The organism is Janthinobacterium sp. OK676, from assembly GCF_900103595.1.
GTDB lineage: Bacteria > Pseudomonadota > Gammaproteobacteria > Burkholderiales > Burkholderiaceae_D > Janthinobacterium.
The window spans coordinates 1-22,126 of record NZ_FNHA01000021.1 but is presented as its reverse complement, the minus strand read 5'-3'; the positions used below and the strand labels follow the sequence as shown (position 1 = coordinate 22,126).

The window sequence follows — 22,126 nt, the reverse complement described above, 5'->3', positions numbered from 1 at the left end:
GTGACGGGCCTCGGTATTCTGGTTCAGACGGGCAGCAAATGCTCCAGCGTGCGCCGGTAAATATTCTTCAGGGGATCGATGTGGCGCAGTTCGATGTGCTCGTCGATCTTGTGAATACTGGCATTGGGCGGCCCGAATTCTATCACTTGGGGGCAGATTTGCGCGATAAACCGGCCATCGGAGGTGCCGCCCGTGGTCGACAGCTCCGTCGTGAGGCCTGTTTCTTCGAGGATGGCGGACGACAGCGCATCGGAGAGCGTGCCGCGCGGCGTGAGGAAGGGCAGGCCGCTCAGGGTCCATTGCAAATCGTATTGCAAGTCATGCTTGTCGAGGATGGCGTGGACTCTTTCCTGCAAGCCTTCGGCCGTGCTGGCCGTGGAAAAGCGGAAGTTAAAGTCGATCACCATGTCGCCCGGAATCACGTTGTTGGCGCCCGTGCCCGCGTTGATGTTCGACATTTGCCACGACGTCGGCAGGTAATACTCGTTGCCGGCATCCCATTTTTCCTCGACCAGGTCGGCCAGCGCCTGCGCCGCTTCGTGGATCGGGTTTTTCGCCAGGTGCGGGTAGGCGATATGGCCTTGCACGCCCTTGATCGTCAAGCGACCAGACAGCGAGCCGCGGCGGCCATTCTTGATCATGTCGCCCAGCTGCGCGCTCGAGGTCGGCTCGCCCACCAGGCAATAGTCGATCTGCTCGCCCCGTTCTTTTAACTTGTCGCAGACGATGACGGTGCCGTCCGTGGCCGGGCCTTCTTCGTCGCTGGTGATCAGAAAGGCGATCGAACCAGTATGCTCGGGCGTGGCGGCGATGAATTCCTCGCAAGCGACCACCATGGCGGCGATCGACGTCTTCATGTCGGCCGCGCCACGGCCGTACAGCTTGCCGTCGCGGTGCGTGGGAATGAAGGGCAGCGAGCGCCATTGCTCGACGGGGCCGGTCGGCACCACGTCCGTATGGCCGGCAAAGACGAACACGGGCGAGGTGGTACCGCGGCGTGCCCACAGATTGGTGACGTCGTTCGACTGTATCGTCTCGCAGACAAAGCCCAGCGGCGTGAGGATGTCGATCAGGTGCTGCTGGCAGCCCTTGTCGTCGGGCGTGACCGAGGACAGGGCGATCAGTTTTTCGGTCAGGGCGAGGGTTTTGGAGGTGGTCATGGGCGGTATGTGGCGGAGCGTCAACTCGGGGTCAGACCCTTTGGGTCTGACCCCAGCTTTACAGGTGTTGGGCTAGACTGAAAAATTAAACTGAAAAAATGGTCTTGTACTGCGCATCCGAAAACGCCACGCTGAACTGGCCATCCTTGTCCAGCACGGGGCGCTTGATGATGGACGGGTTTTCCAGCATCAGCTCCAAGGCGCTGGCCGCATCGACGGTGGACGCCTTGCGCTCGTCGGACAGGGCGCGCCAGGTCGTGCCTTTCTTGTTGACCAGCACATCCCACGGCAATTGCCGCAACCACGCTGCAACGGTGGCGCGTTCCAGGCCTTGCTTCTTGAAGTCGTGGAAAGTGAAATCGAGTTGCTGCGCGGCCAGCCAGGTGCGGGCCTTTTTGACGGTATCGCAGTTGGGAATACCGTAGAGTGTAATGGTCGTCATGGGTAGGGCTAAGGGGAATGAATGCGGTTCGCTTGATCGCGGCGCTTGCGCCAGGGAAAAATGCGATGGTCGCCGCCATTATACAGTCGATGCGCCACTCGATGCGGCGCTGCAACATGTCCCCGATATTTTCTCTACACAGGCCGTGGCACCGTCTTGTTCATGTCTGCCGGCCCGAAATGCAGTCCCAGCCGAAAGGCCAGGGCGCGCAGGGCGCCGCTTTCCTGCAGGTGCAGGGCCAGTGCGATGTGGCCGTCGGGGCGCACGAGATAGGCCGCGTCGCGGCCCAGTCCCGCCAGCTTGGCGGCCACGTTATAGGTGTAGCAATGCACGGGCAGCTTCAGCACGCGCGCTTCGTCCAGCAGCTCGGGCGCCGCTTCGCCATAGATGTGCAATTGCCAATCCATGCTGCGCAGGGCCGTAAAATTGTCTTGCGTGCCGTCGGAAAACCACGGCAGGCGGTCGCCCCCGCGCAGGTATTCCGCGTGGCCTGCGGACAGGGCGCTGTCTTCATAGCTGATCTGGATTTGCGACACGGTCCGGAACAGCAGACGGCGCGCCCGTTCGAAGCCCGAGAGGAAGGGCAGCGCGTGCGGCACCAGCCAGCGCCGGAGGAATTGCCCGGCCATGCCTTGCGCGACGATGGCCTGGAAGGCGCGGTCGGTGGTGGCGACGAGCTTGCGGGCAAACACGATGCGCTCGCTTTCATAAGTATCGAGCAGGGCGTCGTTGCTCTGGCCCCGCAGTTTTTGCGCCAGTTTCCACGCCAGGTTGACGGCGTCGCCCAGGCCAGTGTTCATGCCCTGGCCGCCCACGGGGCTGTGCAAATGGGCAGCGTCGCCGAGGATGAAGCAGCGCCGTTCACGAAATTGCGCCGCCACCCGGTGGTGCACTTTATAGGTGGAAAACCAGTTCACGTGTTCGACCTCGATGCCCAGCAAGGCTTGCACCTGTTCCCGCACATCGTCGAAGACGGGCGCCGGCGCACCTTCCGGTCTGTCCGGCATGATGCCGATCAGGCGCTGCATGCCGCTGGTGCGCACGGGCAGCATCAGGGCAAACGAGTTCGCGCCCAGGTGGGCGTGCAAATCCGTATTCTTGCCCGCCACTTGCGCGTCGGCCACGTAATACAGGTGGTCGTAGGTGCCGCCGGAGAACTCGAAGCCGGCGACCTCGCGCACCTTGCTGCGGGCGCCGTCGCAGCCGCAAATATAGTTAAACGTGCAATATTGACGTTCGCCATCTTTCAGCAGGATGGCTTGCACTTCGCTATCGTCCTGCGTCCACAGGTCCAGCGCGACATTCCACTCCACGTGCACGCCGGCCGCCGCCAGCTTGCTGATGAGGAAGCGTTCATGCTCGTCCTGCGGCAGGCTCAGCACGAAAGGATAGGGGCTCAGGCCTTCGCCGATCTCGCCCAGCGCCAGTTTCACCAGCTCCTCGCCGCCTTCGTGGATGTGCATGGCGTTGATCTTGATGCCCAGGCTGACCAGCTCATCGGCAAAGCCCAGCTGCTGGTAAAACTCCAAGGTGCGGGCATGCACGGCCATGGCCCGCGACGCCTGGCCCGGGCCGCTATTTTTGTCGATGATGCGGCAATCGACGCCATGGCGCGCCAGGCGCAAGGCAAGCATGAGGCCGGTAGGACCGGCGCCGACGATCAGGACGGGAGGTGTATTCATGCCATCCAGTATAGGACAGGATGGGAGCGGATAGCGGGACGATTGAAGTTGCTAGCTGGAAATGAAAATGTCCCGCCGGAGCGGGACATTCAGGGTGCTGCGTGCGCCTTGCGGTGCAGTAATTAAATACCGCGCAGCAACTCGTTGATACCCGTTTTCGCGCGGGTTTTTGCATCGACGCGCTTGACGATCACGGCGCAGTACAGCGAGTACTTGCCGTCTTCCGAAGGCAGGTTGCCCGAGACCACGACGGAGCCGGCTGGCACGCGGCCGTAGGTGACTTCGCCCGTGGCGCGGTCGTAGATCTTGGTCGACTGGCCGATGTACACGCCCATCGAGATGACCGAGTTTTCTTCGACGATGACGCCTTCGACGATTTCCGAACGGGCGCCGATGAAGCAGTTGTCTTCGATGATGGTCGGGTTCGCTTGCATAGGTTCCAGCACGCCGCCAATGCCGACGCCGCCGGACAGGTGGACGTTCTTGCCGATCTGTGCGCAGGAACCGACGGTGGCCCAGGTGTCGACCATGGCGCCTTCATCGACGTAGGCGCCGATGTTGACGTAGGACGGCATCAACACGACGTTCTTGGCGATGAAGCTGCCGCGGCGGGCAACGGCTGGCGGTACGACGCGGAAACCGCCCTTGGCGAAGTCTTCCTTGGTGTAGTTGGCGAACTTGGTCGGGACCTTGTCGTAGAACTGCATCGTGCCGTCGGATGGCAGGACGATGTTGTCTTCCAGGCGGAACGACAGCAGCACGGCTTTCTTGACCCACTGGTTGACCACCCAGTCGCCCGTGGTTTTTTCGGCCACGCGGATGCTGCCGTTGTCCAGGCCATTGATGACGTGGGAGACGGCGTCGCGCAGTTCGGCCGTGCCGTTGCCTGGATTGATCTCGGCGCGGTTTTCCCAGGCCTGGTCGATGATGGTTTGCAGTTGTTGGCTCATGATGATGTCTTGTTTATGTAGGGTTAATGCGTGGTTGATGCGGATGCGGAAAGCTGCTGGCAGAATTTTACTATGCGCAACGCGGCTTCCAGCCCTTCGGCTGTTTCGGCCACGAGGGCCATGCGGATGCGGTTGCGGCCCGGATTGATGCCGTGCGCGTCGCGCGCCAGATAACTGCCAGGCAATACCGTCACATTATATTCGGCGTACAGGCGTTGCGCGAATTGCGTGTCGGACAGTCCCGTGCGGCTGACGTCGGCCCACAGGTAGAAGCCGGCGTCCGGCAATTGCACGTCCATCACCGATTGCAGCAGCGGCGTGATGGCGTCGAACTTGGCGCGGTACTTGGCGCGATTTTCCTCGACATGGGTTTCGTCGTTCCAGGCCGCGACGGAGGCCGCCTGCACGGCGGGGCTCATGGCGCCGCCGTGGTAGGTTCGGTAAAGCAGGAATTTTTTCAGTATTTCCGCGTCGCCGGCCACAAAGCCCGAGCGCATGCCCGGCACGTTCGAGCGCTTCGACAGGCTGGAAAACACGACCAGGCGCGCGTACGGGCGTAGGGTGGTGGACAGGCCCAGCATGTGCGCCGCCTGCAGCGCGCCCAGCGGGGGCGTGTCGCCGTGGTAAATCTCGGAATAGCACTCGTCGGCGGCGATGACGAAATCGTAGCGCTCGGACAGGGCGAACAGGTGTTCCCAGTCCGTCAGGCTCAAGACGGCGCCCGTCGGATTGCCGGGCGAGCACAGGAACAGCAGCTTGACCTTTTCCCACACGGACGCGGGAACGCTGTCGTAATCGCAGCCGAAATTGCGCGTGGGGTCGGAATTGACGAAATACGGTTCGGCGCCGGCCAGGTAGGTCGCGCCTTCATAGATCTGGTAAAACGGGTTCGGACTGATCACGAGCGAACCGGCCGATGGATCGATCACCGTTTGCGCCAGCGCAAACAGCGCTTCGCGCGAACCGTTCACGGGCAGGATTTGCGTGGCAGGATTGAGCTTGGGGATGCCATAGCGGCGCTCGATCCAGCCGGCGATGGCGGTACGCAAGGCTTCCGAGCCGATGGTGGTCGGATAGCTGGCCAGGCCGTGGATATTGTCCGTCAGCGCCTGCTCGATGAAGGCCGGTGTCGGGTGCTTGGGTTCGCCCATGCCCAGGCTGATGGGCGTGTAATCGGGATTGACTGTCACGCCGGCAAACAGCTGGCGCAGCTTTTCAAACGGGTATGGTTGCAGTTTAGCAAGAAGTGGATTCACGGAGCGGACCAGGGCAAGAGTGGGGTGATAGTGTCGCGTATGGATTGCCGGGCATGGCGCAATGACGCCGGTCAAGCAATCAGCTTAGCCTTTTATTATAGCCGTCCTCGCGCATGGTCTGTGCAAGTGGCCTGTTGTTGACCTGCACGGCATGCCGCTCCCGGGCCTGGCAAGGTAAAATACGCTATGTCTACCTTACTTCCCACCTTACTTGCTATTGAAACGTCGTCCGAACTCGCCTCCTGCGCCTTGCTGCGCGGCGATGTCGTCCTGTCCCGCGCCTCATCGGGCGTGCGTACCCATTCCCAGTCCATCCTGCCCATGGTGCAGGAATTGCTGGCCGAAGCGGGCGTCACCCTGGCCGACGTCGACGCCATCGCCTACGGCTCCGGCCCCGGCTCGTTTACGGGCGTGCGCACGGCTTGCGGCATCGCGCAAGGACTGGCCTATGGCGCCAACCTGCCCGTCGTGCCCGTCGTGACGCTCGACGCCATGGCGCTCGCTTGCCACCAGCAGCATGGCGCGCAACGCATCGTGACCGTGCTCGACGCCCGCATGGGCGAAGTGTACTGGGCGCAATATGAGTATCAAAATGGCTTGCAAGCCGTGTTGCCGCCGGCCCTGAGCGCGCCAGCCGGCGTCGCGCCGCAAGGCGACGTGGTCGGTTGCGGCAACGGTTTTGCGGCCTATGCCGACGCGCTGGTCGCGCTGCCATGCGCCGCCAGCGCGGACGCCGCCATCATGCCGCATGCCATGCAAGTGGCGCAACTGGCGCGCATCGCCTTTACGGCCGGACATTTTGTGACGGCGGCCGAGGCGCAGCCTTTGTACTTGCGCAACAAAATCGCCTACACGAGCGCGGAACGGCAGGAGATGCAACAGGCCAAGGCCGCTGCGGAGCCGGCACAATGATGGAACCGGGCAAGGACAAGGACAGTGCGGCAGCCTGGGACTTGCTGCGCCTCGACTATCAGCCGATGGTTGAAGCGGACTTGGCAGAAGTGCTGGCGTTGGAAGAGCGCGTGTATCCGCATCCCTGGACGCACGGCAATTTCGTCGATTCCCTCAAGAGCGGCTACCCGGCCTGGGTCTTGCGCGACGTGGATGGCACCTTGCTCGGCTACTTTTTGCTGATGCTGGTCGTCGACGAGGCGCATTTGCTCAACGTGGCCGTCGAGGGCGCCATCCAGGGCCAGGGCTTGGGCCGTTTCCTGCTGAACCAGTCCTGCGCCTGCGCGCGCCGGCTGGGCATGGAATCGATGTTGCTGGAAGTGCGCCCGTCGAACGTGCGCGCGCTCGATATCTACCAGCGCTATGGATTTGAACAGATCGGCCGGCGCAAGGGATATTATCCTGCCGCCAATTCGCAACGTGAGGACGCCATCGTGATGCGTTATACCTTATGAGCCGCAGCGCCGTTTTCCTCGATGAAATGGGCGTCGGCCCGTTGTGGCGCCTGCGCCAGGGTCTTGCACCCGAAGCTGTTGACGTCGTCGCCGAGGCCGCTGTGGAGATGGAAATCGCCGTGGCGGCGCCCGTGCTTGAGGCCGAGAGTGAGGTCGTCACGGAGGTGGTCGCCGAAGTGGTCGTCGAGGCGGCCGTAGAGGTGCAGGCCGAAGCGCCCGCCGCTGTTGCAGCTACGCCAGCTCCCGTCGCCACGCCCGACGACACGGCCTGGTTCGACGATGCGCCGCCACCGCCGCCTGCCAAACAGTTCAGCGATGCCGATATTGCCGCCCTCGACTGGGAAGGCTTGACGGCCGCCGTGGCCAAATGTGCGCGCTGCGACTTGTGCAAGACGCGCAAGGGCGTCGTCATGGGCCGCGGCGACCGCCAGGGCGCCTGGCTGATGCTGGCCAGCAGTCCGTCGCGCCTGGAAGAGAGGGAAGGGCGCGCCTTGCCGGGCGAGCAGGGCAAATTGCTCGACAATATGCTGAAAGCCATCGAAGTCGATGCGGGCAGCGACGTGTACATCACGCACTTGCTGAAATGCCGTCCGCTCGACGAAGCTGGCCAGGAACGCTTGCCGACGGAAGCCGAATCGGCCGCCTGCCGGCCGTATTTCGAGCGCGAACTGGCCCTGCTGCAGCCGCGCACCATCGTCACCCTCGGTTCCATGGCCGCCGCCGGCATCAATCCCGGCGAAAAACCCGTGCGCGGCAAGGTGCGCCAGCTGGGCAATGCGTCCGTCGTGGCCACCTTCCACCCAGAGCAACTGCTGCAGGACGGGACGGGCAAGGCCAAGGCGCGCGCCTGGGCCGACCTGTGCCTGGCGAAAAGCACGCACGGTGGTTGAGTCGGACGTCGGCGCCTTCCAGGCCCGCTTCGAGCGCCGCTGGGGGCATCTGACGCACCCCCGCGTGCGCGCGCTGGCCTGGCTGCTCGACTCGCCCGACTTGCTGGATCCGGCCAGTCCCCACTGGGGCGGGCGCATCGCCAGCCTCGCGCCCGTCACGCCCGCTGTCGCGGCCTGGCTGGGCGCGCTGCAGGATGACCCGTCGCCGCTCGACGCGGCGCTGGGGCCGAAATTCTATTCCCGCCTGGGCCTGTATGCTGAAAAGCTGCTGGCCTTTTATTTTGAGCAGCATGGATTGCTGGCTGCGCATGGCTTGCAGGTGCAAGTGAACCGCAATGACACGGTGGGCGAGTTCGATTTTCTGTTGCATGACGGGAATGAACTGCTGCATTGGGAATTCGCCACCAAGTTCTACCTGCTCGAAGGCGCGCCCGATCCCGGCATCTTCAACCACCTGATCGGCCCGAACCTGGCCGATACCCTGGGGCTGAAGATGCGCAAGATTCTTGACAAGCAACTGGCCTTGTCCCGTCATCCGGCCGCGCAAAGCCTGCTGGCGCACCCCGTGCGCGCGGCGCAGGCGCTGGTCAAGGGCTGGCTGTTTTATGCGGCAGGCGCCACGCCCGCCATGGACGGCATTTCCCCCGAACATGGGCATGGCTTCTGGTGCACGCCAACACAATTGCCGCAGCAGCGCTATGTCGTGCTGCCCCGATTGCAATGGCTGGCGCCGTTCAAGGGGCGCGACGTGGACGTGCTCGATGTCGACGCCTTGCGGGCGCAGTTGTTTGATCTGGCGCAACCGGTGATGGTGGCCACGGTGGACAATGTCGAAGGCTGGGAAGTGGAGCGCACGCGCGGTTTTGTCGTGCCCCATGACTGGACGGAGCAAGCTGCCGCGCGGCGGATAACAGGCGCGCTACCAGCGTAATGCTGGGGTCAGACCCGTCGGGTCTGACCCCAAAATTAATGCTTCTGCTCGCCGATCAAGGAAAGATTGTCGTGCTCGGCCTGGTTCAGCTTGTGCTTGCGCATGATGGCGAACATGGTGCCGGCGACGAACAGGCCGAACAGGGTGATGATGATGTTGAGCGGCAGGTGCAAGCGGATCATGATCGAATACACGGCCAGCATGGTCAGAATGGACAGGTTTTCATTGAAGTTCTGCACGGCGATGGAATGGCCTGCGCTCATCAGCACGTGGCCACGGTGTTGCAGCAGGGCATTCATTGGCACGACGAAGAAGCCGGACAGGGCACCGATCAGCACCAGCAGCGGGTAGGCGATCCACACGGAATGGACTTGCGTCATCATCATGACGATCACGCCCATGGCGATACCGAGCGGAATGACGGTCAGCGATTTGCGTAGCGGAATGAAGCGGGCCGACAGCACGGCGCCTCCCGCCACGCCGATGGCGACGACGCCCACGAGGCTGGTCGCCTTGTCGAACGGCATGTTCAGCGACTGCTTGGCCCATTCCAGCACGATCAGCTGCAAGGTGGCGCCAGCGCCCCAGAACAGGGTCGTCACGGCCAGCGTGATTTGTCCCAGCTTGTCTTTCCACAGGATGGAATAGCAATTGGCAAAATCGGTAATCAGTTTGATAGGATTGCGTTCCTGGTGCGGATACACGCAGCCCGTATCCGGAATCTTCAGGTTGGCCAGGGTCGCCAGCACATAAATGCCGACGACGATGCACAGGGCCGCTTCCGTCTTGCTGGTGATGCCCGTATCGATCAGGGGGATGTCGATGGACAGCAGCATGTCGGACACGTGGCCGCTGACAAGTGCGCCGCCCATGACGGTGCCGAGGATGATGGAGGTGACGGTCAAGCCTTCGATCCAGCCATTCGCCGCGACGAGCTTTTCCGGCGGCAGCAATTCCGTCAGGATGCCGTACTTGGCAGGCGAGTACACGGCCGCGCCAAAACCGACGACGGCGTAGGCCAGCAGCGGATGCACGTGGAAGAAGACGAGGGCGCAGCCGAAGATCTTGACCATGTTGGCGATGAACATGACCTTGCCTTTCGGCAGTGCATCCGCGAAGGCGCCGACAAAAGCGGCCAACAGCACGTAAAACAGCACGAACGACAGTTTAAGTAGCGGCGTGATCCACGCCGGGGATTTCATGGACACCAATAAATCGACGGCGACAAAAAAGAGGGCGTTATCTGCCAGCGAGGAAAAGAACTGCGCCGCCATGATGGTATAAAAACCACGATTCATTCTGGATTGCCTGAAATCATATCTGGCTTGCTTTATACCACGAAAAAACGGCAAACCCCAAGTTTGGCAAGGGCTGCTTTGCATCCTCTTGCCTAAGGTCGGCTTAATTTTTCCGCCGTAGAAAAATACATCACATGTGAGCATTTTATAAATGATGTCCTATGCGCACGACCTGCGGTGCCTGCCATGTCCTAGTACGGCCCATCCGGTAAAATACGGCTTTCCCACTTGCCGTGTGTCACGCTTATGCCCAGGCCCCTTATCGCCACCATCGATCTCGATGCCATGCAACACAATCTGGCGCGCGCCCGTGCCGGCGCCCGGGGCGCCAACGTGTGGGCCGTCGTCAAGGCGAACGCCTACGGCCACGGCCTGGAGCGGGCCATGCGGGGCTTTGCCGATGCCGATGGCCTGGCGCTGGTCGAGGTCGATTACGCCGTGCGCTTGCGCGAACTGGGCTGGACCAAGCCCATCTTGCTGCTCGAAGGTTTTTTCGACGCCAGCGATCTGCCCGTCATGGCGCAATATGGCTTGAACGGCAGCGTGCATTGCGAAGAACAGATCGCCATGCTGGAAGCGGCGCGCTTACCGCGTGCCATCGATGTGCACCTGAAAATGAATACGGGCATGAACCGCCTGGGCTTCACGCCGGGCGCCGTGGCAGCCGCCTATGCGCGCCTGCGCGCCATCCCGCACGTCGGCATGATCACCCTGATGACGCATTTCGCCAATGCCGATGAAGCGGCGCCCACGCGCTTGCCCCTGGAACAGCAGATGCTGCGCTTCGAAGCCGGCGCGGCCAGCATCGGCGTCTCCTTGCCGCGCAGCCTGTGCAATTCTGCCGGCGTGTTGATGCACCACCTGGACAGCGACTGGGTGCGTCCCGGCATCATGCTGTATGGCGGCACGCCCGGCGGCACGTCCGCGCAGGCGTTCGGCTTGCTCCCCACCATGACCTTGCGCAGCAAGGTTATCGGCATCCAGCACATCGCCGCCGGCGAAGTGGTGGGCTATGGCAGCCGCTACGAAGCGGCCGGCAATATCAAGGTAGGGGTGGTGGCCTGCGGCTATGCGGACGGCTACCCGCGCCATGCGCCCGAAGGCACGCCCGTGCTGGTCGACGGCGTGCGCACGGGGCTCATCGGCAGGGTCTCGATGGATATGCTGATGGTCGATCTGACGCAGGTGCCAGGCGCAAAAGTCGGCAGTGCCGTCACCTTGTGGGGCCAGGGCATGCCGATCGACGAGGTGGCGCTGGCCGCCGGCACCATCGGCTACGAGCTGATGTGCGCACTGGCGCCGCGCGTTCCGGTGATCGAGGCGTGACCTCCCGGCCTTGTTTGTATATACTGTATATATAAACAGCAGTTTCACCTTACCCGGGCAAAGTACACCATGGCAAAAGTCAAGACCACCTACACCTGCAGCGATTGCGGCGCCATCAGCAACAAATGGATGGGGCAATGCACCTCGTGCAACCAGTGGAATACCATGGTGGAAACCCTGCCTGAGACGGGCGGCAACAACCGCTATTCGAATCCGCAGCACATGTCGCTGGCGCAGACGGCGCCCGTGCTGTCGCTCGACGATATCGACGCCATCGACGTGCCCCGCTTCGGCACGGGCATCGAGGAATTCGACCGCGTGCTGGGCGGCGGCATGGTGGCCGGCGGCGTCGTGCTGATCGGCGGCGACCCCGGCATCGGCAAGTCGACCCTGCTGCTGCAGGCGCTGGCGAACATGTCGCACCACAAGCGCGTGCTGTACGTCAGCGGCGAGGAATCGGGCGCGCAGATCGCCCTGCGCGCCAAGCGCCTCGTCATCGACGCCAAGGAACTCAAATTGCAGGCCGAGATCCAGCTGGAAAAGATCCTGTCCACCTTGCACGACCTGAAACCGGAAGTGGTGGTCATCGACTCGATCCAGACCGTGTATTCGGACGCGCTCAGCTCGGCGCCCGGTTCCGTAGCGCAAGTGCGCGAGTGCGCGGCCCAGCTCACGCGCGCGGCCAAGCAGACGGGCGTGACCATCATTCTGGTGGGCCACGTGACGAAAGAGGGCGCGCTGGCCGGTCCCCGCGTGCTCGAGCACATCGTCGACACGGTGCTGTATTTCGAGGGCGACGCCCATTCCAGCTTCCGTCTCGTGCGCGCCATCAAGAACCGTTTCGGCGCCGTCAATGAGCTGGGCGTATTCGCCATGACGGAAAAGGGCTTGAAAGGGGTATCGAACCCGTCGGCCCTGTTCCTGTCGCAGCACGACAACCAGGTGCCGGGCTCGTGCGTGATGGTGACGCAGGAAGGCACGCGCCCCTTGCTGGTGGAAATCCAGGCCCTCGTCGACACGAGTCACTTGCCCAATGCGCGCCGCCTGTCCGTCGGCCTGGAACAGAACCGCCTGGCCATGCTGCTGGCCGTGGCGCACCGCCACGCGGGCATCGCCGCGTTCGACCAGGATGTGTTCATCAACGCCGTCGGCGGCGTGAAGATCACGGAACCGGCGGCCGATCTGGCCGTGTTGCTGGCGATTAACTCGTCGATGCGCAACAAGCCCTTGCCACGGGGATTGGTCGTGTTTGGCGAAGTGGGGCTGGCCGGCGAAATCCGTCCCGCGCCACGGGGCCAGGAGCGCTTGCGCGAAGCGGCCAAGCTGGGCTTTACCCTGGCTGTGGTGCCCAAGTCCAACTTGCCGAAGCAGCTCATCGAAGGCCTCAAGGTCATCGGCGTCGAGCGCATCGACGAGGCATTCAACAAGTTGCGCGATCTGGAGTAAGAGTTGGTATGGTTTAAATGCCAAGCTTGAGACAAGTCAAACAAAATTTCCGTTTGGAACTATAATATTTGTCCGATGGATTCCTGCGTGAATCCGCGTCGACAATGAATTGATAGAGAAGCGGAATACAGTGTCAGTTGAGCAAAGGCAGGGCGCACGCAAGATATTGCGTGCCAAGGCAATGTTGGTAATGGATGGCGCAGGCCCCGTGGCGGCGCGTACACTCGATGTGGGGCCGGGCGGCATGTCGGCCGTGATTGCGGAGCCGGTGCCGACAGGCAAGCAGGGCAAGGTGTTGTTCGAGCTGTTTTACGATGGCGCCGCACACATCATCGAGGCGCGCGTGTCCGTTTCGCACTGCATTTTCAGCAGTGCCGGTTTCAAGGTGGGACTCACTTTCCTGCAGCTGGACATGGCCGTCAGCAGCGCCATTTCGAAGTTCATGCGCTGAGGCACGCCCGAGATAAACGGCAAGTGAAATGCGCTAGAATGGTGCATATGGGTTTGCAGTCAGGAAAAACTTGTTCTGTTCGCTGTTTTGATATTCCGGTAATACTGCATAATTATCAACCAGAGGAGGGCCCCGGCCGCGCCACGCGCGCCTGCCGTCCGTTTCTTGCGCAGCACGGTCAGGACCTGAACCGTGTGTCATGACCTTACACCCGACGGGAACGCCTACCATGTTTAATTCGACCATCAACAGCAGGGCTTACACCAACAACACGCAGCAGACGACGCAGGGCAATATCTCGGCCGATGTGTATGCGAAGGTGGAGCGCCAGATGCAGTCGCAGAACACGGGCGTCGTCAAGCTCAACGCCAGCCTGGCGCGCGACCAGGCCAAGTTCTCGGGCCTGGGCCAGCTGCAATCGGCGCTGGCGAAATTCCAGACCGTGGCCAAGAACATGGCCGGCAGCGGCCTGGCCACGTCGGCCACGTCCAGCACCAAGGACGTCGTCAGCGCCACCACCACCGACAAGGCCGCCAGCGGCAGCCATGAACTGAACGTCAAGCAACTGGCGCAGGGACAGACCCTGCTCAGCGGCGCGCAGAAATCCTCGAGCGCGGCGATCGGCACGGGCGCGCCGGCGCTGGTGAAGATCGAAGTGGGTACGGCCGACGGCAAGCAATTTACACCCGGCAGCGGCAAGGTCATTTCGCTGAAGATAGATAGCAGCAACAATAGCCTCGACGGCATTGCCGCCGCCCTGAAACAGCAGGGCGTGGACGCCAGCGTCGTCAAGGGCGCCGATGGCTACTCGCTGGCCATCAACGGCAAGAGCGGCGCCGACAGCAGCATGCGCATCAGCGTGTCCGGCGACGCGGCCGTCAGCAACCTGCTCAGCTATGCGCCCGGTGCCGACAAGGGCTTGCAGCAGACGGCCGCCGCGCAGGATGCGCTGCTCACCGTCGACGGCAAGGACGTCAAAAGCGCCACGAATACCCTGACGACGGCCGTCGAGGGCGTCACCATCGAATTGAAGAAAAAGGGCACGACCGACCTCGTCATTGCCAAGGACAGCAGCCAGATCGCGACCAACGTGGCCAGTTTCGTCACGGCCTACAATGAACTCAACAGCAAGCTGCAAAGTCTGCAGCAGGGCGACTTGAAATCCGACACGGCGCTGGGTCAGGTGCGTTCGCAGATGGAGCAGGTGCTGCGCACGGCCAGCACGGGCGTTCCCGCCTCCGTCCTGAGCAGCGCCGGCGTGACCCTGGGCAAAAGTGGCGAGCTGGTGCTTGACGATAAAAAACTCAAGGCCGCCATCGCGGCCGACCCGGATGCCGTCAGCAAGCTGTTTACGAATAACGGCAAGGGCGTGGCGGACCAGTTCACGAGCAAGATCGGCGAGCTGACGGGCGAAACGAGCATCATCCGCAAGGAAGTGCAGACGGTGGGCAAGGACATCACCACCCTGACCAACAAGAAAGCCGTGCTGGCCAAGGCGCTGACGGCCCAGGCGCAGGCGCTGATCAAGGCCTATTCGGCGCAGGAACAGATGGGAACGAACTCGGCCTTGCCGGGTTATACGGGCAAGAACTCCTTATTCGACTTCATGGCCTAAGGACGCACCGCTAAAGCGCCCATGGCGGCGTTGCATCGCCTTGCCGTACTAGCGTACTGTTTGCGGCGCTGCGCCTTGCCCTGAGCGCTGTATCGGCGCGCTTGTTACATGCGGTCACCCTGGGCAAAGAAGGCTGACGGCGAACTGCCGAAAGTCTTCTTGAACATGGCGGAAAAGGCCGACTGGCTGGCGTAGCCCAGTTCTTCGGCCACTTGCGACAACGGCACGCCGCGCGCGATCAGGGGCGCCGCGTGCGCCAGGCGCACTTGCTGGCGCCACTGGCCAAAACTCATGCCCAATTCCCGTTCGAACAGCCGCGCCAGGGTACGCTCCGAGGCGCCGACCTGCTGCGCCCAGTGTTCCAGGGTCTGGTTCAAGCCCGGTTTCTCGATCAGGCTGTCGCACAGGGTTTTCAGGCGTTTGTCGGCAGGCAAGGGCACGCGGATGGGGCGCGTGGCCGAGCGTTTCAATTCATCGAGGATCAGTTCGGCCAGCAGCGCTTCACGCGCCGGCTCCTGTCCCGGGTCCAATTGCTCCAGCGCCATGATCAACTGGCGCAGCAGGTTCGACACTTCCAGCACCTTGCAGTCGCTGCCCGTGAATGGCGCGCGCGCGGCATGGATGCACAGGGGGCGCAAGCGGGTTTTTTCCAGTATCGTGACGGCATGCTCCACGTTGGGCGCGATCCAGATGGCGCGCATGGGCGGCAGCACCCAGCTGCTGTTGTTGGCCGTGATGCGCAGCACGCCTTCGAGCGCCATCGTGACCTGGCCCCAGGGGTGGGTGTGCGGTGACAGGAATTCATCGGCTTGCAGGTCGCGCGCGATCATGGTCACGGGGATGGTGGCGCTGGGCGCTTCCCGTGGCGGACACATGCGGGTATGGTGGAGGATAGGTACACCCATCAGCTTGGCCTTAATTCGATAAATTATGTCGTTCTGTCGGAAAACGGACGATGATATTTTGCATACACTTGAGTTTTACCAGTATAAAACAGGGTATGACATGATAACAACTAACTCGGCATCCGGACTTCCTACCTTGCGCAGCGATGCGCGCGTCATCGGCCTGGTGGGGCTGGCGCATGGCGTGTCGCACTTCTACCACCTGATCCTCGCGGCCCTGTTCGTCTGGCTGAAACCGGCCTTCGACCTGTCGTATGCGGAACTGGGCTTGCTGATGACGGTGTTCTTCATCATCTCGGGCGTGGGGCAGGCGCTGGCCGGCTTTGTCGTCGACCGCTTCGGCGCCCGCGCCGTGCTGTTTTCCGGCATTTTCCTTTTGGGCGTGTCGGCCTTGGCCCTGTCCACGGCGCACAGTTATGCGGCGCTGATGCTGGGCGCCATGCTGGCGGGCATGGGCAATAGCGTGTTCCATCCGGCCGACTACACCATCCTCAACCAGCGCGTCTCGGCGGCGCGCGTGGCCTACGGCTTTTCCGTGCATGGCATCAGCGGCAACATCGGCTGGGCCCTGGCACCGCTGTTCATGACCTACGTTGCCACCCATTATGACTGGCGGATCGCGCTGCAATGCGCGGCCGTGCTGCCGTTCGGCGTGCTGCTGATCCTGTTCCTGAACCGTCACGCCATCCGTCCCGAGCCCGTGAAAAAGGCCGCGCCGGGCCAACAAGCTGGCGGCGAAGGCACCTTGGACTTTTTGCGTCTGCCCGCCGTGTGGATGTGCTTTGCCTTCTTCTTCATTACCGCCATCGCCCTGGGCGGCATCCAGAGCTTTGCCAGCGTGGCCCTCGTCAAGCTGTACGGCATGAGCCTGGCGCTGGCCACGAGCGCCTACACGGCGTATATGCTGGCCTCCGCCGTGGGCATGCTGGCCGGCGGCGTGGTGGGCGCGCGCAGCAAGCAGCCGGACCGCAACGTGGCGATCGCCTTTTCCGCCGCCGCGCTGCTGGCCGTGCTGCTGTCCATGGCCGCCGTGCCTGCCTGGGGCGCGGTGGTGCTGATGGGCGCCATCGGCCTCACATCCGGCGTGGCGGGACCGTCGCGCGACCTGATGATACGCGCGGCCGCGCCAAAAAATGCCACGGGGCGCGTGTATGGCGTCGTGTATTCTGGCCTCGACAGCGGCCTGGCCGTCGGCCCCCTGTTCTTTGGCGCGCTGATGGATGGCGATCATCCTGCCCTGTTGTTCGTGTTCATCGGCCTGTTCCAGGCGCTGGCGATTGCCACGGCCGTGGGCGTGGGCGGCAAAACACGTGCCGCGGCGTTGCAAAAGGCATAGAATCGTTGCCATCTGCCACAAAAGGAATCCCCATGACCTTTGCCACCACCGACCTGTGCGACGACTATGCGGCCATGCTTGACGATGGCACTCTGGCCGTGCTGCCGCCCGGGTACCGCGCCTTCGGCCAGCGCCTGCGTTTCAGCGGCCCCGCCACCACCTTGCAAGTGTTCGAGGACAATGCCCTCGTGCGCACTGCGCTGGAAACGCCGGGCCAGGGCCACGTGCTGGTGATCGATGGCGGCGGCAGCCTGCGCCGCGCGCTCGTGGGCGGCCAGCTGGGCGTGCTGGCGGAAACGAATGGCTGGGCCGGCATCATCGTCGATGGCTGTATCCGCGACAGCGAGGAAATCAATGTCTGCCAGATCGGCGTGCGCGCCCTGGCCACGCATCCGCGCAAAAGCAACAAGACTGGCGCCGGCCAGCGCGACGTGCGCGTGCAGATCAGCGGCGTGGCCGTGCAGCCGGGCGACTGGATCTACGCCGATGCGGATGGCGTCCTGGTGGCGCGCCAGGAACTCGATTGACGGCGCAGTAGCTGAAAACGTTACAAATTATCCACATTAAATATATTTCTGCAAAGTTCTTTGATTTTCATCATGGCTGAGATATGATTTCACTTAAGGAAACTTTAATGCCTATAAGGCAAGGGAATCAGACCATGAAAATCGCCACCATCGCCGCAGTTGTTGCCCTGTTCGCCGCCGGCAGCGCCAGCGCCAGCCCTGTCAACCTGATCACGAATGGCGATTTTGAATCGGTCGCGCCCGGCTATACCTTTTCCAGCGGCTATCATGTTGTCAATGGCGGTTCTTCGGCCATCGGCGGCTGGACGGTGGGCGCTTCCTCGGTCGACCTGATCCGCAATGCCTATAACGCCATCGATGGCTACAGCATCGACATGCTGGGCACGCCTGGTCCTGGTTTCCTGTCGCAAAGTTTCAACGTCGTTGCCGGCCAGACCTATAACCTGAGCTTTGACATGGCGCGCAATCCGGGCGGCCCTGCCGGCCAGGGCGTGGCCGTCAATTTCGGTGGCGTGGCAGGCAATTTCTACTCGACGGCTGCCGCCTCGAACACCTTGTACAGCAACACCCTGAGTTTTACCGCCGCTTCCACCGGTCTGGCGACCCTGTCGTTTGCCAGCGCCGCCAAGGCCGGCACGTCGTTCGACAATTACTCGGGCGCCGTCATCGACAACGTGGCCGTGATGGCCGCCGTGCCGGAACCGGAAACCTACGCCATGCTGCTGGCCGGTCTGGGCCTGATGGGTTTCCTGCGCCGCCGCAAGGCCGCCAAGTAAGCCGGATTTTTTCCGAGATCAAACCGCCGGCGGCAATGCCCAGGCGGTTTTTTTACGTCAGGGGTCTTGCGCGTAGCCGTCCACCTGCACGACAAAGCGGTCGATCCGCGGCCAGGCGTCGCGTGTCCTGACCAGGGTTTCGCCCGTGGCCATGAGCAGCACATAGCCGTAGCCCGTACGGCGGTCGCGCCAGGAGTGGGGCGCGCTGTCCCAGGCGCAGCAATAACGCTTGAGCCTGGGCAAGCCATAGGTACGCCGCAGGTACGCTTCCGCCTGCCGGGCATGCTTGCCGTCCACTGCGTAGCGGGCCTCGAACGGCTGGTCCTGGCGCTCCCTGTTTTGCTGGCAACCCTGGTAGACGAGATAGGCGGGCTTCTTGCCCAGCCGGGACAGGAAGTCGCCGCAGGCCAGCCCGGCGCCCTGCGTGCCGCCCGCGCCCAGCAGGAATAGCCACGGCAGCAGTGTAGTGAGTCTATTGACTGGTATCGGCATCTCCGCGCAAGGGGCACGCCGCCGCTGCCGGCCCCATGCGCAACACCAGTTCGCCGCGCAATTGCGTCAATCCCGCGATGCGCGCATCGATTTCGCCCAGCTTGCGCGCCAGCGCCGCGCGCAGCAGGTCCGCCGTGGCGGGATCGCCGGCGGCCGCCAGCAGCGGCATGTCCGCCTCGATTTCCGCCAGGGTAAAGCCCAGCTGCTGCGCCGTGCGCAGGTAGCGCAGCCAGTCGGCAGCCTCGGGCGGATAGTCGCGGTAGCCATTCGCGCCGCGCCGCGCGCGCAGCAGGCCCCGCTTTTCATAAAAGCGCAGGGTATCGCGGCTCAAGCCCGTCGCCTGCGCCATCTCGCCGATCTGCATGGTGATTTTTCTTTCATAAAATGCTTGACCATGGAGTGTACTCCAAGCCCGATCATGCGTGCTTTTCATAGCCAGGAGTTCCCATGTTGTCCCTTTCCGCCTTCCGCCGCGTAGTGCGCGCCAGCGCCATTTATGACGTGCTCATGATTGCCCCGTTTACCACGCCGTGGACGTTTTTGCTGCTGCACGAGCACTTGAGCGCCCTTAACGTGAGCCTGGGCGGCGTGCCGCTGCCCGTCTTCGGACCGTTTCATCTGCTCATCGGCAGCTTGTTTGGCAGCGTGGTGATGGTCTGGTCGGTGCTGCGCACGCTGGACCCGCAGCCGCGCTTCGGCCGCTATGACGCGGCGGCCCGCTACCTGTTTTCCACGTGGATGGCGTGGGCGCTGCTGGAGACGGGCCAGCCCCTGCTGTGGCTGTTCTTCGTGCCGGAACTGGCCTGGGGCCTCGCGCAAAGCTTGCCATTGCGCCGCAGCGAAGGCACGCCGGCAGGGCGCGCGCACGAATCGTTGTTGAGATGACGATAACGAAATGCAATAATGGCCGTGCTTTACAGCAATAAACGACTATTAAGGGATGATTATGCAGCAGGATGCCGCTGGAAAAAACATGGCGTTGCTCGATCCGGTGGTGGCGCCGCGCATCGCCGTGACGCGCCTGGTGACGGGCCTGCTGCAAGGCTTGCTGCTGTACTGGCTGTACAGCACGGCGCAAGACAAGGCGTGGCCCGCCACGGAAGCCTATCTGCTGGCGCCGCTGATGCTGATCAGCTTGCTGCTCCCCATTTTGCTGGTGTCCAGCCTGGGCCACATGTCGGTCAAGCGCATCGGCCTGTGGATGGCGGGCGCTGCCGTCGTGATGGCCGTGCTGGCCTGGCACGACGTGGCGCGCGGCGCCGAGCACGTGATCTGGGGTAACTACAAGCCGGGAGCGCCGCTGCGCGTCATTTCCGCCCAGCTGTTCGGTTTCTGTGTCGTCGGCTTGTATATCGCCCACGCGCTGGTGCTGGCCAGCGCCCAGGATGGCCAGCGCATCGCCCGCTATCCCACCTACTTTGAAATCGCCTGGAAGCTCGGCATCCAGCTGCTGTTTTCCCTGCTGTTCGTGCTGGGCCTGTGGCTGGTGCTGTGGCTGGGCGGGCAGCTGTTCCTGCTCATCAAGCTGACTTTCCTGAAAAAACTGCTGGGCCAGGCCTGGTTCGTGATTCCCGTCATCTGCTTCGCGTTTTCGTTCGCCATCCACATCACGGACGTGCGCCCCTCCATCGTGCGCGGCATCCGCACCTTGCTGCTGGTGCTGCTGTCGTGGCTGATGCCTATCGCCGCCGTGCTCGTCTCCGGTTTCCTGCTGACCTTGCCTTTCATCGGCTTCGAGCGCCTGTGGGCCACGCGCCATGCGGCGTCCGTGCTGCTGGGCATGGCTGGCGTGCTGGTGGTGCTGATCAATGCGGCCTTCCAGAATGGCGAAGTGGGCCATGGCGTGGCGCGCGGCATCCGCCTGGGCACTCGCCTGGCCTGTCTGCTGCTGCCATGGGTGGTGGGCATCGCCATCTATGCGCTGACCTTGCGCGTGATGTCGCACGGCTGGACCTCCGACCGCCTGATCGCCGCCGCCTGCCTCTTGATCGCCACCTGCTACGCCGCCGGCTATGCCTGGGCGGCCAGCAAGTATGGCGACTGGCTGCACCTGATCGCCAACGTCAACGTGGCCACCGCCTTTGTGACCCTGCTGGTGCTGTTCGCCCTGTTCTCGCCGCTGGCGGACCCGGCCCGTATCTCGGTAGCCAGCCAGATGGCGCGCCTGGACAGCGGCAAGGTCGGCGTGGACAAGTTCGATTTCGAATACCTGCGCTTCCAGGGCGCCCGCTATGGCCAGGCGGCCTTGCAGGAACTCAAGACGCGCACGACGGGCCCGGACGCGGCCATCGTGCGGGCACGCGCCGAGGCCATGCTCAAGCGCCAGAACCGCCTCGATGAAACGGGCGCGCTCAGCGACGTATCGATCAACCTGACCCTGCGTCCGGCCACGGCGAAACTGCCGGAGAGTTTCCTGCGCCAGGACTGGACGCAGGTCGGCCCGGCCTGGCGCCTGCCCGCTTGTTTGAAGCGGGCAGGGCAGCAGTGCGATGCGTATCTGATGGATTTCGACGGCGATGGCAAGCAGGAAGTGCTGTTGATCAGCAACGACCCGCGCGCCTCGTCGGTGTTGCTGGCGGAAAAGGAAGACGGCAGCTGGACCGCGCGCGGGCAAATCCCCACCGATGCCCTGCGCTGCAAGCCCCTGCGCGAGAAGCTGCAGGCGGGCGAGTTCCAGCTGGTGCCGCCGAAAGTGCGCGAACTGGAAATCGACGGCCAGCGCGTGCCGATGACCCTATATACGCCAGAGGACGAGGTCAGCTGCCCGGATGAGACGGTGCCGGGCTCGTAAGTGGCAGAAGAAAGGATTTGCCGCGCCGAACAAAACCGATTGCTTGCCATGACAGCAATCACTTCGTGGGCTGAGCGACTCCGTCCGTTATCGGCCTATTGTGTTGAAAAACTCTTGGCCAAGACCTGTCACGATGCAGTAAATGTATAGGAAAATTGTACGCAGTGGCGGTGTTGGGCTCGCTTAGCTCATCACTAGTGTCACTTTCTGTTTTGGCGGAAGCAGCTTTTTGGCCATTCTCCGCAGATTTTGCGCCGTCGCCGCCAGCAGAAACTCATCGTGGGCGCCGCTGGGGCCGCGCAAGCGCAATTGGCCGAGTTTAAGGATGCGTTTGAGGTGGGCAAATAGCATCTCGACTTTTTTTCGCTCTCTACGCGATTGCCGATAAGCGTCTGTCTTGCCAATGGCCCGTGCCACGTCGCGTGCAGGTTCATGCGGGCTACGGT

Annotated in this window: 23 protein-coding genes; 13 read left to right on the top strand and 10 right to left on the bottom strand. The window is 62.8% G+C overall.

Translation table 11 applies throughout. The features are described 5' to 3' along the window. Positions 1–23: 23 nt before the first annotated feature. The 5 genes from dapE to dapC all read right to left on the bottom strand — a co-directional run bounded on the left by dapE (position 24) and on the right by dapC (position 5,490). Positions 24–1,160 (bottom strand): succinyl-diaminopimelate desuccinylase, encoded by a 1,137-nt coding sequence (dapE, locus tag BLU39_RS27470; protein ID WP_092719493.1) that lies wholly within the window; start codon positions 1,158–1,160, stop codon positions 24–26. Between the two features lie 85 nt (positions 1,161–1,245). Next, positions 1,246–1,602, bottom strand: coding sequence for an ArsC family reductase (locus BLU39_RS27465; protein ID WP_092719490.1), 357 nt, complete (start codon positions 1,600–1,602; stop codon positions 1,246–1,248). A 134-nt stretch (positions 1,603–1,736) separates the two neighbouring features. After that, on the bottom strand, positions 1,737–3,284 hold the full coding sequence (locus BLU39_RS27460; RefSeq protein WP_092719487.1) for an FAD-dependent oxidoreductase: 1,548 nt from the start codon (positions 3,282–3,284) through the stop codon (positions 1,737–1,739). Between the two features lie 122 nt (positions 3,285–3,406). Continuing rightward, positions 3,407–4,234 carry a 2,3,4,5-tetrahydropyridine-2,6-dicarboxylate N-succinyltransferase gene (gene dapD, locus BLU39_RS27455; RefSeq protein ID WP_092719485.1) on the bottom strand — a complete coding sequence of 276 codons (828 nt, stop codon included), beginning with the start codon at positions 4,232–4,234 and terminating at the stop codon, positions 3,407–3,409. Positions 4,235–4,257: 23 nt separating this feature from the next. Next, positions 4,258–5,490: a succinyldiaminopimelate transaminase gene (gene dapC / locus BLU39_RS27450; RefSeq protein ID WP_092719482.1), complete on the bottom strand. Its 1,233-nt coding sequence runs from the start codon at positions 5,488–5,490 to the stop codon at positions 4,258–4,260. 186 nt (positions 5,491–5,676) lie between these two features. On the opposite strand from dapC, the gene tsaB reads away from it, so the two are divergent. The 4 genes from tsaB to BLU39_RS27430 are packed head-to-tail and all read left to right on the top strand — an operon-like array spanning position 5,677 to position 8,717. Beyond that, positions 5,677–6,402: a tRNA (adenosine(37)-N6)-threonylcarbamoyltransferase complex dimerization subunit type 1 TsaB gene (tsaB, locus tag BLU39_RS27445; RefSeq protein WP_175539439.1), complete on the top strand. Its 726-nt coding sequence runs from the start codon at positions 5,677–5,679 to the stop codon at positions 6,400–6,402. Then, the gene (rimI, locus tag BLU39_RS27440; RefSeq protein WP_092719478.1) at positions 6,399–6,896 is read left to right on the top strand and encodes a ribosomal protein S18-alanine N-acetyltransferase; all 498 of its coding nucleotides are present in this window, start codon (positions 6,399–6,401) and stop codon (positions 6,894–6,896) included. The genes tsaB and rimI overlap by 4 nt, the downstream gene beginning before the upstream one ends. Further along, positions 6,893–7,786 carry a uracil-DNA glycosylase gene (locus BLU39_RS27435; protein ID WP_092719475.1) on the top strand — a complete coding sequence of 298 codons (894 nt, stop codon included), beginning with the start codon at positions 6,893–6,895 and terminating at the stop codon, positions 7,784–7,786. Before rimI ends, BLU39_RS27435 begins: the two co-directional genes overlap by 4 nt. After that, positions 7,779–8,717, top strand: a complete 939-nt coding sequence (locus BLU39_RS27430) for a DUF1853 family protein (protein ID WP_232731141.1) — start codon at positions 7,779–7,781, stop codon at positions 8,715–8,717. The genes BLU39_RS27435 and BLU39_RS27430 overlap by 8 nt, the downstream gene beginning before the upstream one ends. A 35-nt stretch (positions 8,718–8,752) precedes the next feature. On the opposite strand, the gene lplT is transcribed toward BLU39_RS27430, so the two are convergent. After that, positions 8,753–10,015, bottom strand: coding sequence for a lysophospholipid transporter LplT (gene lplT, locus BLU39_RS27425; RefSeq protein ID WP_092719468.1), 1,263 nt, complete (start codon positions 10,013–10,015; stop codon positions 8,753–8,755). Between the two features lie 246 nt (positions 10,016–10,261). Here lplT and alr point away from each other — a divergent pair, with 246 nt between their 5' ends. The 4 genes from alr (at position 10,262) to fliD (ending at position 14,853) form a co-directional block, all read left to right on the top strand. Then, positions 10,262–11,341 carry an alanine racemase gene (gene alr, locus BLU39_RS27420; protein ID WP_092719466.1) on the top strand — a complete coding sequence of 360 codons (1,080 nt, stop codon included), beginning with the start codon at positions 10,262–10,264 and terminating at the stop codon, positions 11,339–11,341. A 69-nt stretch (positions 11,342–11,410) separates the two neighbouring features. Continuing rightward, positions 11,411–12,787, top strand: a complete 1,377-nt coding sequence (radA, locus tag BLU39_RS27415; protein ID WP_034749799.1) for a DNA repair protein RadA — start codon at positions 11,411–11,413, stop codon at positions 12,785–12,787. 130 nt (positions 12,788–12,917) lie between these two features. Continuing rightward, positions 12,918–13,238, top strand: a complete 321-nt coding sequence (locus tag BLU39_RS27410) for a PilZ domain-containing protein (protein WP_269799992.1) — start codon at positions 12,918–12,920, stop codon at positions 13,236–13,238. A gap of 229 nt (positions 13,239–13,467) precedes the next feature. Beyond that, positions 13,468–14,853 carry a flagellar filament capping protein FliD gene (gene fliD / locus BLU39_RS27405; protein ID WP_092719461.1) on the top strand — a complete coding sequence of 462 codons (1,386 nt, stop codon included), beginning with the start codon at positions 13,468–13,470 and terminating at the stop codon, positions 14,851–14,853. Positions 14,854–14,957: 104 nt separating this feature from the next. Here fliD and BLU39_RS27400 read toward each other — a convergent pair whose 3' ends face one another. Beyond that, complete coding sequence (locus tag BLU39_RS27400; protein ID WP_092719458.1) at positions 14,958–15,728, bottom strand: AraC family transcriptional regulator; 771 nt, start codon at positions 15,726–15,728, stop codon at positions 14,958–14,960. Between the two features lie 130 nt (positions 15,729–15,858). Between BLU39_RS27400 and BLU39_RS27395 the strand changes: the two genes are divergently transcribed. From BLU39_RS27395 to BLU39_RS27385, 3 genes are all read left to right on the top strand, one after another. Then, complete coding sequence (locus BLU39_RS27395) at positions 15,859–17,094, top strand: MFS transporter (RefSeq protein WP_092719455.1); 1,236 nt, start codon at positions 15,859–15,861, stop codon at positions 17,092–17,094. A gap of 32 nt (positions 17,095–17,126) precedes the next feature. Further along, entirely contained in the window at positions 17,127–17,621 is a 495-nt protein-coding gene (gene rraA / locus BLU39_RS27390; RefSeq protein ID WP_092719452.1) for a ribonuclease E activity regulator RraA, read from the top strand. A gap of 134 nt (positions 17,622–17,755) precedes the next feature. After that, a complete protein-coding gene (locus BLU39_RS27385; protein ID WP_092719449.1) occupies positions 17,756–18,397 on the top strand; it encodes a choice-of-anchor C family PEP-CTERM protein in 642 nt (213 codons plus the stop codon). 57 nt (positions 18,398–18,454) lie between these two features. Here the strand turns inward: BLU39_RS27385 and BLU39_RS27380 are convergent, their stop codons facing one another. Together BLU39_RS27380 and BLU39_RS27375 are read right to left on the bottom strand one after the other, a co-directional pair. Beyond that, positions 18,455–18,889 (bottom strand): DUF4952 domain-containing protein, encoded by a 435-nt coding sequence (locus BLU39_RS27380; protein ID WP_092719446.1) that lies wholly within the window; start codon positions 18,887–18,889, stop codon positions 18,455–18,457. Beyond that, entirely contained in the window at positions 18,870–19,253 is a 384-nt protein-coding gene (locus BLU39_RS27375; protein ID WP_092719443.1) for a MerR family transcriptional regulator, read from the bottom strand. The genes BLU39_RS27380 and BLU39_RS27375 overlap by 20 nt, the downstream gene beginning before the upstream one ends. An 83-nt stretch (positions 19,254–19,336) precedes the next feature. On the opposite strand from BLU39_RS27375, the gene BLU39_RS27370 reads away from it, so the two are divergent. Both BLU39_RS27370 and BLU39_RS27365 read left to right on the top strand, forming a co-directional pair. Next, positions 19,337–19,774, top strand: a complete 438-nt coding sequence (locus BLU39_RS27370) for a hypothetical protein (protein ID WP_092719441.1) — start codon at positions 19,337–19,339, stop codon at positions 19,772–19,774. Positions 19,775–19,862: 88 nt separating this feature from the next. Beyond that, the gene (locus BLU39_RS27365; protein WP_092719438.1) at positions 19,863–21,680 is read left to right on the top strand and encodes a DUF4153 domain-containing protein; all 1,818 of its coding nucleotides are present in this window, start codon (positions 19,863–19,865) and stop codon (positions 21,678–21,680) included. Positions 21,681–21,863: 183 nt separating this feature from the next. Here the strand turns inward: BLU39_RS27365 and BLU39_RS27360 are convergent. Further along, on the bottom strand, positions 21,864–22,126 hold a 263-nt coding region (locus BLU39_RS27360; RefSeq protein ID WP_175539437.1), incomplete at its 5' end, for a transposase.